The following is a 15,437-nucleotide window of genomic DNA, read 5'->3' as shown; positions in this document are numbered from 1 at the left end:
TGGAGACAACGCGCATGAACATCCATGAATATCAGGGCAAGGCGCTGCTTAAGGGCTTTGGAGCACCGGTGGCCGAAGGCGTGCCGGTGTTCGAGGCAAGCGAAGCGGAAGCCGCCGCCAAGGTGCTGCCCGGTCCCCTTTATGTGGTGAAGAGCCAGATCCATGCCGGCGGCCGCGGCAAGGGCAAGTTTAGGGAGCTCGGTCCCGACGCCAAGGGCGGCGTGCGGCTGGCGAAGTCGGTGGCCGACGTCGTTGCCAACGCCAACGAGATGCTCGGCCACACGCTGGTCACCAAGCAGACCGGCCCGGCGGGCAAGCAGGTCAACCGCCTCTATATCGAGGACGGCGCCGACATCGAGCGCGAGCTCTACCTGTCGCTGCTGGTCGACCGCTCCGTCGGCCGCATCGCGTTCGTCGTCTCGACCGAGGGCGGCATGGACATCGAGGCGGTCGCCCATGACACGCCGGAAAAGATCATCACCGTCGCCATCGACCCGGAAAAGGGTGTGACGGCGGACGATTTGGAAGAACTCAACGGCGCGCTGAAGCTCGACGGCGAGGCCGCCAATGACGGCGAGACGCTGTTCCCGATCCTCTACAAGGCCTTCGTCGAGAAGGACATGAGCCTGCTCGAGGTCAATCCGCTGATCGTCATGAAGAATGGCCGGCTCCGCGTGCTCGACGCAAAAGTGTCGTTCGACAACAACGCGCTGTTCCGCCATCCCGACGTGATGGAGCTTCGCGACATCACCGAAGAAGACGAGAAGGAGATTGAGGCGTCGAAATACGACCTCGCCTATGTCGCGCTCGACGGCAATATCGGCTGCATGGTCAATGGCGCCGGCCTTGCCATGGCGACGATGGACATCATCAAGCTCTATGGCGCCGAGCCCGCCAACTTCCTGGATGTCGGCGGCGGTGCGTCGAAGGAGAAGGTGACGGCGGCGTTCAAGATCATCACCAAGGATCCGGCGGTCAAAGGCATCCTGATCAACATCTTCGGCGGCATCATGAAGTGCGACATCATCGCCGAGGGCGTCATCGCAGCAGTCAAGGAAGTCGGGCTGCAGGTGCCGCTGGTGGTGCGGCTCGAAGGCACCAATGCCGAGCTCGGCAAGAAGATCATCAACGACAGCGGGCTTAACGTCGTCTCCGCCGACGACCTCGACGACGCGGCCAAGAAGATCGTGGCGGCGGTGAAGGGCTGATCTGGTGCCTCCGCACAAGATAAATCTGGTCGAGGCTGCGGATCAGAAGATCAAAAAGGTCTTCGATCCGCATATCGCCGGCGACGTCAACGACGCCCAGGTCAAGATCGCCAAGTTTGGCGATGTCTTCGACTGGCATGCGCATGACAATGAGGACGAAGCGTTTCTGGTGCTGCGCGGCCGCATCGCTATCGATTTCCGCGACGGCACGGTGGAGCTTGGCAGCGGCGAGTTCATCGTCGTGCCGCGGTCCGTCGAGCATCGGCCGCGCTCGCTGAGCGAGGAGCCGGTGGTGCTGATGTTCGAGCCGGCGACGACGCTCAACACCGGCAATGCCAAGAGCGACCTCACCGTCGCGGAACTGAAACGGCTGTAGCGACCTTGTGAATGTCACACAGTTACACATATACTGTGTGACATTTTCAGGAGAAAAGAGAATGAAGAACATCACTCTTGCGGTTGAGGATGAGATTCTGGAGCAGGTCAAGCTGACGGCTGCCGAACAGCGAACGACCGTCAACGCCATGGTGCGCGAGTTTTTCGCGACAGTGGCGACGAAGCGGCGCGCCAAGGACGAGGCACGGCAAGCCTTGCTGAACCTTGCCCGCGAGGCGGCAGGCGACATGGGCGGCAAGAAGTGGAACCGGGAAGCTCTCTATGACCGCTGAGTGCTTCCTCGACACGAACGTGCTCGTCTATGCCGCCATCGGGCACAAATCCGAGCGCGCCAAGTACAAGCGCGCTGTGGAGTTGATCGCCAAGGAAGACTATTCGACCTCCGCACAGGTGCTGCAGGAGTTCTATGTGAATGTGACCAAACGAGCGGATGTCACGCTGGCCCCAGCGAAGGCCGCCGAATGGGTCGCCGCGATCTCCATGAAGCCCTGCCAGGATTTGGACAGCGCGGTCGTCATGCGGGGCATTGAGAACTCGCAGCGCTACCAGATTTCATATTGGGATGGCGCAATCATCGCCGCCGCCGAGCGCCTTGGCGTCAAGACACTTTACACCGAAGACCTCAACCACGGACAGACTTACGGTACCGTGGTCGCCATCAACCCCTTCCGCACTCACTGATCAGGTCGCAAAATGTCCATTCTCGTCGACAAGAACACCAAGGTGCTCGTGCAGGGCCTGACCGGCAAGACCGGCACGTTCCATACCGAACAGGCGCTGGCCTATCACGGGACAAAAATGGTCGGCGGCATCCACCCCAAGAAGGGTGGCGAGACGTGGACCGGCGCCAAGGGCGAGAGCCTGCCGATCTTTTCCACGGTTGCCGAAGGCAAGGCAACGACCGGCGCCAATGCTTCCGTTGTCTATGTGCCGCCGGCGGGCGCCGCAGAGGCGATCCTGGAAGCGATCGAAGCCGAGATCCCGCTGATCGTCTGCATCACCGAGGGCATCCCGGTGATCGACATGATCAAGGTCAAGGCAAGGCTCGACCGCTCGACATCGCGGCTCATCGGTCCCAACTGCCCCGGTGTGCTGACCCCCAACGAATGCAAGATCGGCATCATGCCCGGCAACATCTTCCGCAAGGGCTCGGTCGGCGTTGTTTCCCGCTCGGGAACGCTTACCTATGAGGCAGTGTTCCAGACCACCAATGTCGGCCTCGGCCAGACCACCGCCGTCGGCATCGGTGGCGATCCCGTCAAAGGCACGGAGTTCATCGACGTGCTGGAGATGTTCCTCGCCGACGAGGAGACCCAATCGATCATCATGATCGGCGAGATCGGCGGCTCGGCCGAGGAAGACGCCGCGCAGTTCCTCAAGGACGAAGCCAGGCATGGCCGCAAGAAGCCGATGGCCGGTTTCATCGCCGGGCGCACGGCGCCGGCCGGCCGCACCATGGGTCATGCCGGCGCGGTCATTTCCGGCGGCAAGGGCGGCGCCGAGGACAAGATCGCGGCGATGGAATCGGCAGGGATAAGGGTTTCGCCCTCGCCGGCCCGGCTTGGCACGACGCTGGTCGAGGCGATCAAAGGTTAAGGCAGTAAGGGCAGTAAGGGCAGTAAGGGGGTAGGGGAATAGGAAGAACGGGACGAGTGGCGACAATTGCCACTTTCCCTACTGCCCTACTGCCTTACTCCCCTTCGGAAAAGGAGACGAAGCCAAGGCTTCGACAGTGACATGGCAAGACAAGATCAGGCCAACGACCAATTCTCGCTTACCTCTTTCCTCTATGGCGGCAATGCCGACTATATCGACGCGCTCTACGCCGCCTATGAGGACGATCCCTCTTCAGTCGATCCCGAATGGCGGGATTTCTTCGCGGCGCTGAAGGACGACGCCGGCGATGTCCGCAAGAATGCCAAGGGCGCCTCTTGGGCCAAGCCCTCATGGCCGCTGCAGGCCAATGGCGAATTGGTGTCGGCGCTCGACGGCAATTGGGGCATCGTCGAGAAGCACATCGAGAAGAAGGTCCAGCACAAGGCGGTGATGAACGGCGTCTCCCTTTCCGACGCCGACGTGCATCAGGCGACGCGCGATTCCGTGCGCGCCATCATGATGATCCGTGCCTACCGCATGCGTGGCCATTTGCACGCCAATCTCGATCCGCTCGGCATCGCCAAGCCGCTCGAGGACTATAACGAGCTGTCGCCGGAAAATTACGGCTTCACCGCCGCCGATTACGATCGCCCGATCTTCCTCGACAATGTGCTCGGCCTCGAATTCGGCACCATCCGGCAGATGCTCGATATCCTGACCCGCACCTATTGCTCGACGCTCGGCGTCGAGTTCATGCATATTTCCGATCCCGAGGAGAAGGCCTGGATCCAGGCGCGCATCGAGGGCACCGACAAGGAGATCTCCTTCACCGCCACCGGCAAGAAGGCGATCCTGCAGAAGCTGGTCGAGGCCGAAGGCTTCGAGCAGTTTATCGACGTCAAATACAAGGGCACCAAGCGCTTCGGTCTCGACGGCGCAGAGGCGCTGATCCCGGCGCTGGAGCAGATCGTCAAGCGCGGCGGCCAGCTCGGCATGAAGGAGATCGTGCTCGGCATGGCGCATCGCGGCCGGCTGAATGTGCTCTCCCAGGTGATGGCCAAGCCGCACCGCGCCATCTTCCACGAGTTCAAGGGCGGCTCGGCCGCACCCGACGAGGTCGAGGGCTCGGGCGACGTGAAGTACCATCTCGGTGCTTCGTCGGACCGCGAGTTCGACGGCAACAAGGTGCACCTGTCGCTGACCGCCAATCCGTCGCATCTGGAAATCGTCGATCCGGTGGTGATGGGCAAGGCGCGGGCCAAGCAGGACTCCCTGTTCGGCCGCAGCCGCGAGGAGATCGTGCCGCTGGAAGAGCGCGCCAAGGTGCTGCCGCTGCTCCTGCACGGCGACGCCGCCTTTGCCGGCCAGGGCGTGATTGCCGAAATCCTCGGCTTGTCGGGCCTGCGCGGCCACCGCGTCGCCGGCACGCTGCATTTCATCATCAATAACCAGATCGGCTTCACCACCAATCCGCGCTTCTCGCGCTCGTCGCCCTACCCATCGGATGTGGCCAAGATGATCGAGGCGCCGATCTTCCACGTCAACGGTGACGATCCGGAAGCCGTGGTCCATGCCACCAAGGTGGCGATCGAATTCCGCATGAAGTTCCACAAGCCTGTCGTGGTCGACATGTTCTGCTACCGCCGCTTCGGCCACAATGAGGGCGACGAACCGGCTTTCACCCAGCCGATCATGTACAGCAACATCCGCAGCCACAAGACGACGGTGCAGATCTATGCCGACCGGCTGATCGCCGAGGGCCACCTCACCCAGGCCGAATTCGACAAGATGAAGGCGGACTGGCGGGCACATCTCGAGCAGGAATTCGAAGTCGGCCAGCATTACAAGCCAAACAAGGCCGACTGGCTGGATGGCGCTTGGTCGGGCCTGCGCACGGCCGACAACCAGGACGAACAGCGGCGCGGCAAGACCGCCGTGCCGGTCAAGACGCTGAAGGAAATCGGCAAGAAGCTGACCGAGGTACCGAAGGATTTCGAGGCCCACAAGACGATCCTGCGGTTTCTCGAGAATCGCCGCCAGGCGATCGAGTCGGGCGAAGGCATCGACTGGTCTACAGCCGAGGCGCTGGCCTTCGGCGCCATCCTGCTCGACGGCAATCCGGTCCGGCTGTCCGGACAGGATTCGGAGCGCGGAACGTTCTCGCAACGCCACTCCGTGCTCTACGATCAGCGCGACGAGACGCGCTACATTCCGCTCAACAATCTGTCGGCGGCGCAAGCCGGCTTCGAGGTCATCAACTCGATGCTGTCAGAAGAGGCCGTGCTCGGCTTCGAATACGGCTACAGCCTGGCCGAGCCGAAGGCGCTGACGCTCTGGGAAGCCCAGTTCGGCGATTTCGCCAACGGCGCCCAGGTGGTGTTCGACCAGTTCATCTCGTCGGGCGAGCGCAAGTGGCTCAGAATGTCGGGCCTCGTCTGCCTGTTGCCGCATGGCTATGAAGGCCAGGGGCCGGAACATTCGTCGGCCAGGCTCGAGCGCTTCCTGCAGCTTTGCGCCGAAGACAACATGCAGGTGGCCTACTGCACGACGCCGGCCAACTACTTCCACATCCTGCGCCGGCAGTTGAAGCGGGATTTCCGCAAGCCGCTGATCCTGATGACGCCGAAGTCGCTGCTGCGTCACAAGCGGGCGGTGTCGACGCTGCCGGAGATGTCGGGCGAAAGCGCGTTCCACCGGCTGTTGTGGGACGATGCCCAGCAGCTCCCCGGCCAGGCGATCAAGCTCACCAAGGATTCGAAGATCCGCCGCGTCGTGCTCTGCACGGGCAAGGTCTATTACGACCTCTACGAGGAGCGCGAGAAGCGCGGCATCAACGACATCTATCTGCTGCGCGTCGAACAGCTCTATCCCTTCCCGGCCAAGGCGCTGATCACCGAGCTGTCACGCTTCCGCAACGCCGAGATGGTGTGGTGCCAGGAGGAGCCCAAGAATATGGGCGCTTGGTCGTTCATCGATCCGTATCTGGAATGGGTGCTGGCGCATATCGACGCCAAGCATCAGCGGGTGCGCTATACCGGCCGGCCGGCCGCCGCGTCGCCGGCCACCGGATTGATGTCGAAGCATCTCGCCCAGCTTGCCGCCTTGCTCGAAGACGCGCTCGGTGAATAGAACAGAGCTCGGCGAATAGAACAGAACCGACAGAAAAACGGACAGGCAAATGGCTACCGAAATCCGCGTCCCCACTCTTGGCGAATCCGTCACCGAGGCGACCATCGGCAAATGGTTCAAGAAGGTGGGCGACGCGATCGCCACCGACGAGCCGCTGGTCGAGCTCGAAACCGACAAGGTAACGGTGGAAGTGCCGGCCGCGGCCGCAGGAACGCTCAGCGAAATCGCCGTCAAGGAAGGCGAGACGGTCGAGGTCGGCGCTTTGCTCGGCATGATTTCGGCGGGCGACGGGGCAAAAGCGGCAGCGCCCGCGAAGGCGTCAACTCCTGAAACGAAGCAGGACGCGGTGTCGCAGGCCTCGGCTCCGACCGCCGCATCCACAGTCGAGCAAGCCGCGGCCGAGACCGCCAAGATCGCCGGCGATGCCGGGCCGATCGAGGCGCGCGCGATGCCGCCGGCGCCGGCGGCGGCCAAGCTGCTGGCCGAGAGCAATCTCGCGGTCGACCAGGTCTCGGGCTCCGGCAAGCGCGGCCAGGTGCTGAAGGGCGACGTGCTCGACGCGATCGCCAGGGGCGCGCCGTCGCAACCGGCCGAGACGCCGAAGGCCCCTGCACCGGTTGCTGCCCGTGCGCCGTCCTCGGCCGACGACGCGTCGCGCGAAGAGCGCGTGCGCATGACCAAGCTGCGGCAGACCATCGCGCGCCGCCTCAAGGAAGCGCAGTCGACCGCAGCCATGCTGACCACTTTCAACGAGGTGGACATGAGCGCGGTGATGGCGCTCAGGACCAAATACAAGGATGTGTTCGAGAAGAAGCACGGCGTGAAGCTGGGCTTCATGGGCTTCTTCACCAAGGCCGTCACCCATGCGCTGAAGGAAATCCCTTCCGTCAATGCTGAGATCGACGGCACCGACATCATCTTCAAGAACTACGCCCATATCGGCGTCGCCGTCGGCACCGAAAAGGGCCTCGTCGTGCCGGTCGTGCGCGACGCCGACCAGATGTCGATCGCCGAGATCGAGAAGGATATCGGCAGGCTGGGCGTCGCCGCGCGTGACGGCAAGCTTTCCGTGGCGGATATGCAAGGAGGCACGTTTACGATTTCTAACGGCGGCGTCTACGGCTCGCTGATGTCGACGCCGATCCTCAACGCGCCGCAGTCGGGCATTCTGGGCATGCACAAGATCCAGGAGCGGCCGGTGGTGGTCGGCGGCCAGATCGTGATCCGGCCGATGATGTATCTGGCGCTCTCCTACGATCACCGCATCGTCGACGGCAAGGAAGCGGTGACCTTCCTGGTCCGGGTCAAGGAAAGCCTGGAGGATCCGGAGCGGCTGGTGCTCGACCTCTAAGGTAGGTCGAGGTGAGCCGGAGAATGGATCTGCGCCACCGAATGAGCTCCTCTCGTTTGCGCTCCGGATTGATTTTCACGCTGTGCACGGCCGGTGTTGCGCAGACGGGATCGGCAGCCTTTGCCGCCTGTCCGCTCGAGCTCGCCGTCTATGGCGATGCCGAAAGCGCGGCCGAGATCGATTTCAGGCCGACCGGGGGATCGGCTGTCGTCACCAACACCTTCAAGATGGTGCTCGACAACAGCGTCGTACTCGACGGTATCGTCATGTGGACGGAAGGCGTGGCGCGGCCGCATGGTTCGCTGATGTACAAATGCCCGACAGGCGACGTCACCGGCGACGAGCTCGCCGCCTGCACAGTGTGGGAGGGGGTCGTCTACAGTGCTGACGAGAAGGGCAACATCGCTCTGCTGCCGGCCGAGGGCGTGGATGCGCCGAAGGCCCTGATCTTTCCCGACCTCGGGCCGTCGCTGCAGATGTCGTCCGCCTATGGCGCCAATGGCTTTTCGAAAGTGCCGTGGGACGTTTTTTCGCTGAAAGGCTGCCAGGAATGAGCGCGACGAAAAAAGTCCTGCTGGTCACCGGCGGCGGCCGCGGAATCGGCGCCGCCATCTGCCGGCTGGCAGCCAAGGCCGGCTACCGCGTGGCGGTCAACTACGCGACGAACCAAAGCGCCGCCGACGCACTGGTCGCTGAAATAGCGGCGGCAGGAGGCGAGGCTTTGGCGGTCAAGGGCGATGTCGGCGTTGAGGCCGATGTCGTGGCCATGTTCGAGGCAGTGGACCGCGCCTACGGCCGGCTCGACGCCCTTGTCAACAATGCCGGCGTGGTCGACGTCAAGGCACGCGTCGACGAGATGAGCGTTGCGCGGCTGGAGCGCATGATGCGCATCAACGTCATCGGCCCGATGCTGTGCGCCCGCGAGGCCGTGAAGCGCATGTCGAGCAGCCATGGCGGCAGGGGCGGCGCGATCGTCAACATTTCGTCCGCCGCCTCAGCGCATGGCTCGCCGGGCGAATATGTCGACTACGCGGCGTCCAAGGGCGCGATCGACACCTTCACCCTTGGGTTGGCCCGCGAGGTGGCAACCGAGGGCGTGCGCGTCAATGCGGTGCGTCCTGGCATCATCGGCACCGAGATCCATGCCTCGGGCGGCCAGCCCGACCGCGTCGAGCGGATGAAGGACATGCTGCCGATGAAACGGGCGGGCACTTCAGATGAAGTCGCGCATGCGGTTCTTTATCTTTTGTCGGACGACGCGTCCTATACGACGGGCGCGATCCTGAATGTGAGCGGCGGCCGCTGAGTGCCAGACCAGAAGGACAGTATCATGGCTTATGACGTCGTTATCATCGGATCGGGACCGGGCGGTTACGTCTGCGCCATCAAGGCGGCACAGCTCGGCCTGAAGACGGCGGTGGTCGAAAAGAACCCGACCTTCGGCGGCACCTGCCTCAATATCGGCTGCATCCCGTCCAAAGCGCTGCTGCATGCTTCCGAAATCTTTGCCGAGGCCGGTCATTCCTTCGACGCGCTCGGCGTCGAGATCGGTGCGCCAAAGCTCAATCTAGGGAAGATGATGGCGCACAAGGATGCGACCGTGTCGTCCAACGTCAACGGCGTCGCCTTCCTGTTCAAGAAGAACAAGATCGACAGCTTTCGCGGCACCGGCAAGGTCTTGTCCGCCGGCAAGGTGTCGGTGACCGGCGAGGACGGCAAGGTCGAGGAGATCGAGACCAAGAACATCGTCATCGCCACCGGCTCCGACGTCGCCGGCATTCCGGGCGTCAAGGTCGACATCGACGAGAAGGTCATCATGTCCTCGACCGGCGCGTTGTCGCTGGCCAAGGTGCCGGGCCATCTGGTGGTGGTCGGCGGCGGCGTCATCGGGCTGGAGCTCGGCTCGGTATGGGCGCGGCTCGGCGCCAAGGTGACCGTCGTCGAGTTCCTCGACACCATTCTGGGCGGCATGGACGGCGAGGTTGCCAAACAGTTCCAGCGCATGCTGTCCAAGCAAGGCGTCGAGTTCAAGCTCGGCGCCAAGGTCACCGGTGTCGCCAAGGCCAAGAAGGGTGCCACCGTGACGTTCGAGCCGATCAAGGGCGGTGCGGCCGAGATCATCGAGGCCGATGCGGTGCTAATCGCGACGGGACGCCGGCCTTATTCGGACAGTCTCGGGCTGAAGGAAGCCGGTGTCGAGGTCGACGAGCGTGGCCGGGTCAAGACGGACGGCCATCTCAAGACCAATGTACCCGGCATCTACGCCATCGGCGACGTCATCGCCGGGCCGATGCTCGCGCACAAGGCCGAGGACGAGGGGGTGGCGGTGGCCGAGATCATTGCCGGGCAGGCCGGCCATGTGAACTATGAGGTGATCCCGAACGTCGTCTACACCAGTCCGGAAATCGCCTCAGTGGGAAAGACCGAGGAAGAGCTGAAGAAGGCCGGCATCGACTATAAGGCTGGAAAATTTCCGTTCAGCGCCAATGGGCGGGCGCGCGCCATGCTGCATACCGACGGCTTCGTGAAGATCCTGGCTGACAAGCAGAGCGACCGCGTGCTCGGCGTCCACATCGTCGGTTTCGGCGCCGGCGAGATGATCCACGAGGCGGCGGTGCTGATGGAGTTCGGCGGCTCGTCGGAAGATCTTGCCCGCACCTGCCACGCCCATCCGACGATGTCGGAAGCGGTGAAGGAAGCGGCACTGGCGACCTTCTTCAAGCCGATCCACATGTAGGCCTTCCCCACCTCCGGCAGCCATCTGACGGCTCAAAGCAAAACGGCCCGCTTTTCAGCGGGCCGTTCGTATCTGGAGTCAGCAGCCGATCACTGCGGGGCTGGTGCGGGCGCCGGAGCAGGCGCTGGCTCTGCAGGCGCCGGAGCAGGTGCCGGTGCAGGCGCTGGAGCTGGCTCTGCGGGTGCCGGAGCTGGCGCAGGCTCTGCCGGAGCAGGCGTCGGTTCAGCAGGCGCCGGGGCCGGCGTCGTGGCGGCCGGCGGTTCAGTAGGCGCTGGCGCTTCGTCGCTTCTTCCAAAAACATAGTAAGCGACAATAGCCAGAATAACGACAACCAGGGCAATCAGCCAGCCGGTGCTGCCGCCACCCGACCTGGGAGGGGGTGTCGGAGTGGTGTACGGGTCGTTTGGATTCGCCATAAAAGTGTCCTCCGTGGGATGAAAGGTATCAATCAACACACATCAACGCGCAATCGCCGAACAGGTTTCACGCTAGGGATCGAAACCGCCGAAAACAGGGCAATCTTCGCCGGGAATCGTTTGTCCGCACGCACTTTACTCGCAAAATTCGCAGCAATCGAGCCAAAATAAACCTTTCGACCTTCCTGTACTGAGACAAGCTTTCCGTGATTCGGGAAAGGCATCGCTCCGAATCACGTCTTGCTGGATTCGCAACTCAACCGTGCAACTCAATCGACGGCAGTGACGGTGTAGCCGGCCTTGCGGAAATCCTCGACCAGACCTTCCGCGCCCGGAAGGTGCAGGGCGCCGACCGCCATGAAGGCGTTGCCCTTGGCGAGGATCGGCCCGGCATGGTCGATCATCACCTTGTTGCGGCTGGTGATCATGGTTTCCTCGAAGGCGGCATAGCCCGCCGAATCGTCTTTGTCGCCGGGAAGGACGGCACGAAATATCGGCCAGAGCATGCCGATGTCGCCGCGCTGGTAAAGCACGATCATGGTTTCGTTGACGTCGTTCACCCTGTTGCCGAGCTTCAGTGTGTCGACGAGGCCCTTCATGTGAAAAGCGAGCGGCAGGGAGGCCATGGCGCGAAGCTGGTCGGCGATGGTCTCCAACCCATCGACGGCTTTGCCTGAGGCTTTGGCGTCCTGCGCAAGCTTGATGTCGAGCACCGGCGTGCCGCCGGCCTGGCGGGCCAGTTCACAGGCCGGGAGCGCGATCATGGTCGACAGCATCCACGGTTTCATCTTGGCGACACTCGCCGGCGGGATGCCGCGCGAGTCGAGCGCCTTGTTCACCGCCGCCGCATCGTCGGGCGACAGCAGCGAGGACAGCGTGGTGCTGTCGGTGAACATCATCAGTTCCGGCTCTTTCAGGAACGCCGCCATCATCTTCTGCTGATCGAGCACCTCCGTGGTCTCGATGACGATAGTGTCCGCGGCGTCAAAGGCCTTTTGCGCGGCGGGCGGCAGAGTGGTCACGCGCGGGTCGGACATATGCATGGTGCCGAACAGGAAGGACGGTCTTTCGCCCGCCTTTTCCAGTTTCCACAACAGGCCCTTGCCGTTCGGTGTCGCGGCCGCTTCGGTCTCGATCTTGCGGTAGGTGGCCGGGTCGTCCTTCTGCAAGGCCGACAGCATGTCGGCGCCGGCGCAGGCCGGGGTTTCGGCGCGCGCCTTGCCGGCGGCGAGCAGCGCGATGATGAGGAAAGAGAGAAAAAACAGGACGTTGAGCGCCACGAGCAGCCTCAACGAGGCAAGGGCCGTGCGGTCGGCGATGGCAATGACGCGTTTCATGGTCCGCTTTTTAGAGACAAAGAACGGCGAAACGGTTAACCGGCGCAGCAAAATTGTCTTGGACATGGCTCCACGGCTCATATCTTGGCTGCAACTTTGCGAAATCATGCGTCGGTTACGCCCGCGGATGGGCCGCTTCATAGATTTCGAGCAGCCTCGCGGTGTCGAGGCCGGTGTAGATCTGTGTCGTCGACAAGCTGGCGTGGCCCAAAAGTTCCTGGATGGTGCGCAGGTCGCCGCCGCGTCCAAGCAGATGCGTGGCGAAGGAATGGCGCAAGGCGTGCGGCGTGGCGGTGTCGGGCAGATTGAGCGCCGAGCGCAACTTGGCCATGTCGCGCTGGACGATGGCCGGGTTGAGCGGGCCGCCGCGGGCGCCGCGAAACAGCAGGCCCTTCGGGTCGAGATGATAGGGGCAAAGCCGGCGGTACTCGGCGATCGCCCGCAGCGCCACCGGCAGCACCGGCACCAGCCGCGTCTTGCCGCCCTTGCCGGTGACGCGCAGCACCGTTTCATCAGGCGACGACAGATCGGCGCCGGACAGGCCGAGCGCCTCGGAAATGCGCAGGCCCGAGCCGTAGAGCAGCGTCAGCACGGCGCCGTTGCGGGCAGCGATCCACGGTTCCTCCGCCAGCTGGCCCTCCACCGAAACGACGTGTTTCGCATCGCTTGCCGTCAGCGGCTTGGGCAGCGACTTCGGCTGCCGTGGCGCGCGCAGTGCCGCAGCACCCGCCGCATTGACGAGGCCGCGCCGCTCCAGAAAGCGCAGCAGCGAGCGGATGCCGGCCAGCCCGCGTCCGAGCGTGCGGGCGCCGGCGCCTCCGGCGCGGCGGGCGGCGAGAAAGCCGCGCAGATCGGCCGGGCGCAGATCGGCGATATCCGAAATACCGGGCGAACCGCCGCAATGGCCGGTCAGGAAATGCAGGAACTGGCGCGTATCGCGCTCATAGGCCTCCACGGTTTCCGGCGACATCCGGCGCTCGCGCGCCAGCATCTTCAGCCAGCTTTCGCGGGCCGCCTGAAGGTCTGGTTTGGCCGGGATGAGGAATTCCTGCATTGCGCTCTTCCGATATGCCGTTCTTCCATTCTGGGCCATCTTCCGGCAGCCGGGTTAGGAAGCCGTGAAGAGCCGCGTCATTGAAATGACAAGAGGGTGGAGCTAGAGCAAGGCAAAGGATTTTTCCGATGACCAAACCGCAAAACCCCGTCCAGATGGCCGTGATCGGCGCCGCCCACGGCATCAAGGGCGAATTGCGCGTGAAGACCTTCACCGGCGATCCGCTGGCGCTGGCCGACTACGGGCCGCTCTATGCCAAGGACGGCCGCGCCTTCCAGATCGTCGACATCAGGCCGGCCAACAACGTCGTGGTGGTGCGTTTCAAGGGCATCAGCGACCGCAACGCCGCCGAGGCGCTTGCCGGCACGGAATTGTTCGTCGACCGCTCGATGCTGCCTGACGACGGCGAAGAGGACGAATTCTATCATGCCGATCTCGTCGGGCTGGCGGTCCGGGACGATACCGGTGCTGACATCGGCAAGGTCGTCGCCGTGCATAATTTCGGCGGCGGCGACATTCTCGACGTGACGTTGGCGGGGCGCAAAGGCGTGCTGATCCCGTTCACCCAGGCCGCCGTTCCTGACGTGTCGATCAAAGAGGGCTTTGTCCGCATCGATCCGGCGGCGGCGGGCTTGATCGATGACGAAGACGGCGATGAACCCGGCCGCTACGGTTTCGACCCGAAGGGCAGGCCGCGCGGGCCCAAGGACGCCGGGGGAAACCGGTGAGTTTTTCCGCCTCGGTGCTGACGCTCTATCCCGAGATGTTTCCCGGCGCGCTCGGCCTGTCGCTGGCCGGCCGGGCCCTGGTATCAGGCACATGGTCGCTGGAAGCAATCCAGATCCGCGATTTCGCCAGCGACCGCCATCGCACCGTCGACGATACGCCGGCCGGCGGCGGCGCCGGCATGGTGATGCGCGCCGATGTGCTGGCCAGCGTCATCGACCACGCCTCGCCAGAGGGTGATCCGCGCCCGCGCCTGCTGATGAGCCCGCGTGGCAAGCCGCTGACGCAGGCCCGCGTGCGTGAACTGGCCGCCGGGCCGGGTGTCGTCATCGTCTGCGGACGCTTCGAGGGCGTTGACCAGCGGGTGATTGACGCGCGTGGGCTGGAAGAGGTCTCGGTCGGCGACTTCATCCTCTCCGGCGGCGAGCCGGCAGCCCTTGTGCTGCTCGACGCTGTCGTGCGGCTGTTGCCCGGCGTGATGGGCAATGCGGTGTCGGGCGATGAAGAGAGCTTTGAAAACGGCCTGCTCGAACACCCGCACTACACGCGGCCGCAGGAATTCGAGGGCCGGCAGATCCCCGAGGTTCTCACCTCGGGCAATCACAAGAAGATCGCCGCATGGCGGCGCGGCGAGTCGGAAAGGCTGACCAGGGAAAGGCGGCCGGATCTGCTGGCCGCTCACCCCTTGGTGAAATAGTAAAAGGCCAGGAACACGCCGACCCCGACGACGAAGCCGCGCACGGCAATTTGCGGCACGCGTCTGGCGATCCAGACGCCGGCATAGCCGCCCAGCGCGCCGCCGGGTATCATGATGATCGCCTGCGGCCAGGCGATCACGCCGCCGGAGACGAAGACCAGGATGGCTATCGCCGCGATGACCACTGCCAGCATGTTCTTCAGCGCGTTCAGTCGGTGATAGTCGCCGGGCTGGGTGAGGCCGAGCGTCGCCAGCATCATGACGCCCATGCCAGCGCCGAAGAAGCCGCCATAGACGGCGGTGGCGAATTGCGCCAGGGAACCGACCAGCGAACCCACCGCGGCCTCATGCCCCGGCTTGGGCGCCGGCTTCAGCCACGGCCCGGCGGCGAACAGGGCGGTTGCCGCCAGCAGCAGCCAGGGCACCAGGACGCGAAACGACGGATTGTCGAGCGCCAGAAGGATGAGCGCACCGGCCAGCGCGCCGAAGGCCGATATGACGCCGAGCAGCAACGCAGTGCGCCAGAAATGCTTGATGTCGGACCAGTAAGCGAGCGTCGAGGTGATGTAGCCGGGAAACTGTGTCAGCGACGAGGTGGCGTTGGCGACGATCGGCGGCAAGCCGACCAGCGACATGGCGCCGAAGGTTATAAACGTCCCGCCGCCGGCTATGGCGTTGACGGCACCTGAGAGAAAGCCCGCGAAAAAGAGCAGGGCCGCATCGAGAACTGGCATGGAGGGTGTTGCCGCCGGAGGAAAGTCACGTTTTACCCGGCTTAAAAAGCTTGAGC

At 63.8% G+C, this 15,437-nt stretch carries 15 protein-coding genes; 12 read left to right on the top strand and 3 right to left on the bottom strand.

The features are described 5' to 3' along the window. Positions 1–14: 14 nt before the first annotated feature. The 10 genes from sucC (at position 15) to lpdA (ending at position 10,417) form a co-directional block, all read left to right on the top strand. Entirely contained in the window at positions 15–1,208 is a 1,194-nt protein-coding gene (gene sucC, locus ACWTU7_RS25135; protein ID WP_455840774.1) for an ADP-forming succinate--CoA ligase subunit beta, read from the top strand. 4 nt (positions 1,209–1,212) lie between these two features. After that, entirely contained in the window at positions 1,213–1,584 is a 372-nt protein-coding gene (locus ACWTU7_RS25130) for a cupin domain-containing protein (protein ID WP_455840775.1), read from the top strand. Positions 1,585–1,645: 61 nt separating this feature from the next. Beyond that, on the top strand, positions 1,646–1,876 hold the full coding sequence (locus tag ACWTU7_RS25125; RefSeq protein ID WP_029349381.1) for a hypothetical protein: 231 nt from the start codon (positions 1,646–1,648) through the stop codon (positions 1,874–1,876). Next, on the top strand, positions 1,866–2,285 hold the full coding sequence (locus ACWTU7_RS25120; protein ID WP_029349379.1) for a PIN domain-containing protein: 420 nt from the start codon (positions 1,866–1,868) through the stop codon (positions 2,283–2,285). The genes ACWTU7_RS25125 and ACWTU7_RS25120 overlap by 11 nt, the downstream gene beginning before the upstream one ends. A 12-nt stretch (positions 2,286–2,297) precedes the next feature. Continuing rightward, entirely contained in the window at positions 2,298–3,200 is a 903-nt protein-coding gene (gene sucD, locus ACWTU7_RS25115) for a succinate--CoA ligase subunit alpha (protein WP_455840776.1), read from the top strand. Between the two features lie 141 nt (positions 3,201–3,341). Beyond that, a complete protein-coding gene (locus ACWTU7_RS25110) occupies positions 3,342–6,329 on the top strand; it encodes a 2-oxoglutarate dehydrogenase E1 component (RefSeq protein ID WP_455840777.1) in 2,988 nt (995 codons plus the stop codon). Positions 6,330–6,378: 49 nt separating this feature from the next. Next, the gene (odhB, locus tag ACWTU7_RS25105; protein WP_029349373.1) at positions 6,379–7,680 is read left to right on the top strand and encodes a 2-oxoglutarate dehydrogenase complex dihydrolipoyllysine-residue succinyltransferase; all 1,302 of its coding nucleotides are present in this window, start codon (positions 6,379–6,381) and stop codon (positions 7,678–7,680) included. Positions 7,681–7,721: 41 nt separating this feature from the next. Then, complete coding sequence (locus ACWTU7_RS25100; protein ID WP_455840778.1) at positions 7,722–8,234, top strand: hypothetical protein; 513 nt, start codon at positions 7,722–7,724, stop codon at positions 8,232–8,234. Then, the gene (locus ACWTU7_RS25095) at positions 8,231–8,986 is read left to right on the top strand and encodes an SDR family oxidoreductase (protein WP_029349369.1); all 756 of its coding nucleotides are present in this window, start codon (positions 8,231–8,233) and stop codon (positions 8,984–8,986) included. The genes ACWTU7_RS25100 and ACWTU7_RS25095 overlap by 4 nt, the downstream gene beginning before the upstream one ends. 24 nt (positions 8,987–9,010) lie before the next feature. After that, a complete protein-coding gene (gene lpdA / locus ACWTU7_RS25090) occupies positions 9,011–10,417 on the top strand; it encodes a dihydrolipoyl dehydrogenase (protein ID WP_455840779.1) in 1,407 nt (468 codons plus the stop codon). A 685-nt stretch (positions 10,418–11,102) separates the two neighbouring features. Here the strand turns inward: lpdA and ACWTU7_RS25085 are convergent. Continuing rightward, on the bottom strand, positions 11,103–12,170 hold the full coding sequence (locus tag ACWTU7_RS25085) for a TraB/GumN family protein (protein WP_455840780.1): 1,068 nt from the start codon (positions 12,168–12,170) through the stop codon (positions 11,103–11,105). A 115-nt stretch (positions 12,171–12,285) separates the two neighbouring features. Next, positions 12,286–13,224 carry a tyrosine recombinase XerC gene (locus ACWTU7_RS25080; protein ID WP_455840781.1) on the bottom strand — a complete coding sequence of 313 codons (939 nt, stop codon included), beginning with the start codon at positions 13,222–13,224 and terminating at the stop codon, positions 12,286–12,288. A 128-nt stretch (positions 13,225–13,352) separates the two neighbouring features. Between ACWTU7_RS25080 and rimM the strand changes: the two genes are divergently transcribed. Both rimM and trmD read left to right on the top strand, forming a co-directional pair. Continuing rightward, the gene (rimM, locus tag ACWTU7_RS25075) at positions 13,353–13,952 is read left to right on the top strand and encodes a ribosome maturation factor RimM (protein ID WP_455840782.1); all 600 of its coding nucleotides are present in this window, start codon (positions 13,353–13,355) and stop codon (positions 13,950–13,952) included. Next, positions 13,949–14,647: a tRNA (guanosine(37)-N1)-methyltransferase TrmD gene (gene trmD / locus ACWTU7_RS25070; RefSeq protein ID WP_455840783.1), complete on the top strand. Its 699-nt coding sequence runs from the start codon at positions 13,949–13,951 to the stop codon at positions 14,645–14,647. Before rimM ends, trmD begins: the two co-directional genes overlap by 4 nt. Here the strand turns inward: trmD and ACWTU7_RS25065 are convergent. Beyond that, a complete protein-coding gene (locus tag ACWTU7_RS25065) occupies positions 14,629–15,381 on the bottom strand; it encodes a sulfite exporter TauE/SafE family protein (protein ID WP_455840784.1) in 753 nt (250 codons plus the stop codon). The genes trmD and ACWTU7_RS25065 overlap by 19 nt on opposite strands. Positions 15,382–15,437 lie beyond the last annotated feature (56 nt).

The sequence above is a fragment of the Mesorhizobium sp. BHscii genome, assembly GCF_053848065.1.
The sequence above is the reverse complement of the archived record's forward strand: the minus strand, read 5'-3'. Positions and strand labels throughout refer to the sequence as shown.

Coding starts and splice junctions, on each gene's coding strand:
- ACWTU7_RS25095 (WP_029349369.1), top strand. CDS start 8,231: ATGAGCGCGACGAAAAAAGTCCTGCTGGTCACCGGCGGCGGCCGCGGA.
- ACWTU7_RS25085 (WP_455840780.1), bottom strand. CDS start 12,170: ATGAAACGCGTCATTGCCATCGCCGACCGCACGGCCCTTGCCTCGTTG.
- sucC (WP_455840774.1), top strand. CDS start 15: ATGAACATCCATGAATATCAGGGCAAGGCGCTGCTTAAGGGCTTTGGA.
- ACWTU7_RS25110 (WP_455840777.1), top strand. CDS start 3,342: ATGGCAAGACAAGATCAGGCCAACGACCAATTCTCGCTTACCTCTTTC.
- ACWTU7_RS25065 (WP_455840784.1), bottom strand. CDS start 15,381: ATGCCAGTTCTCGATGCGGCCCTGCTCTTTTTCGCGGGCTTTCTCTCA.
- odhB (WP_029349373.1), top strand. CDS start 6,379: ATGGCTACCGAAATCCGCGTCCCCACTCTTGGCGAATCCGTCACCGAG.
- lpdA (WP_455840779.1), top strand. CDS start 9,011: ATGGCTTATGACGTCGTTATCATCGGATCGGGACCGGGCGGTTACGTC.
- ACWTU7_RS25120 (WP_029349379.1), top strand. CDS start 1,866: ATGACCGCTGAGTGCTTCCTCGACACGAACGTGCTCGTCTATGCCGCC.
- ACWTU7_RS25125 (WP_029349381.1), top strand. CDS start 1,646: ATGAAGAACATCACTCTTGCGGTTGAGGATGAGATTCTGGAGCAGGTC.
- rimM (WP_455840782.1), top strand. CDS start 13,353: ATGACCAAACCGCAAAACCCCGTCCAGATGGCCGTGATCGGCGCCGCC.
- ACWTU7_RS25080 (WP_455840781.1), bottom strand. CDS start 13,224: ATGCAGGAATTCCTCATCCCGGCCAAACCAGACCTTCAGGCGGCCCGC.
- ACWTU7_RS25100 (WP_455840778.1), top strand. CDS start 7,722: ATGAGCTCCTCTCGTTTGCGCTCCGGATTGATTTTCACGCTGTGCACG.
- sucD (WP_455840776.1), top strand. CDS start 2,298: ATGTCCATTCTCGTCGACAAGAACACCAAGGTGCTCGTGCAGGGCCTG.